Source organism: Bradyrhizobium forestalis (genome assembly GCF_002795245.1).
In the GTDB taxonomy this organism is placed as follows: domain Bacteria; phylum Pseudomonadota; class Alphaproteobacteria; order Rhizobiales; family Xanthobacteraceae; genus Bradyrhizobium; species Bradyrhizobium forestalis.
This window is the reverse complement of the sequence record NZ_PGVG01000176.1, coordinates 1-251: the sequence shown is the minus strand read 5'-3', so window position 1 is coordinate 251 and position 251 is coordinate 1. Positions and strand designations below refer to the sequence as shown.

1 pseudogene is annotated in these 251 nt (G+C 57.8%); it reads left to right on the top strand.

Annotation, left to right across the window (positions count from 1 at the left end):
- Positions 1-125: 125 nt before the first annotated feature.
- Positions 126-251, top strand: a pseudogene (locus tag CVM73_RS38995) (putrescine ABC transporter permease PotH); the annotation flags it as partial.

Below are 251 nucleotides of genomic sequence, written 5' to 3'. Positions count from 1 at the left end.
TGGCATCTCGCAACGACGAAGCCCACAGCGTCAGTGTATCCTCGACCGACGCACCACCAATCATCAGATCCCGAATCATGGTCACCCATGGATTCAGAACCTTCAATAAAATGCAACTGTAATGCTATGTGCGCAGCCTTACTGTTGCGCTCACGGCGACCGCGCTGCTGCTCCTGATCGGCTATCCCATTGCCTATGGCATGGCGCGGCTGCCGAAGCGCTGGCAGGCGGTGGCGATGGTGCTGGTGATC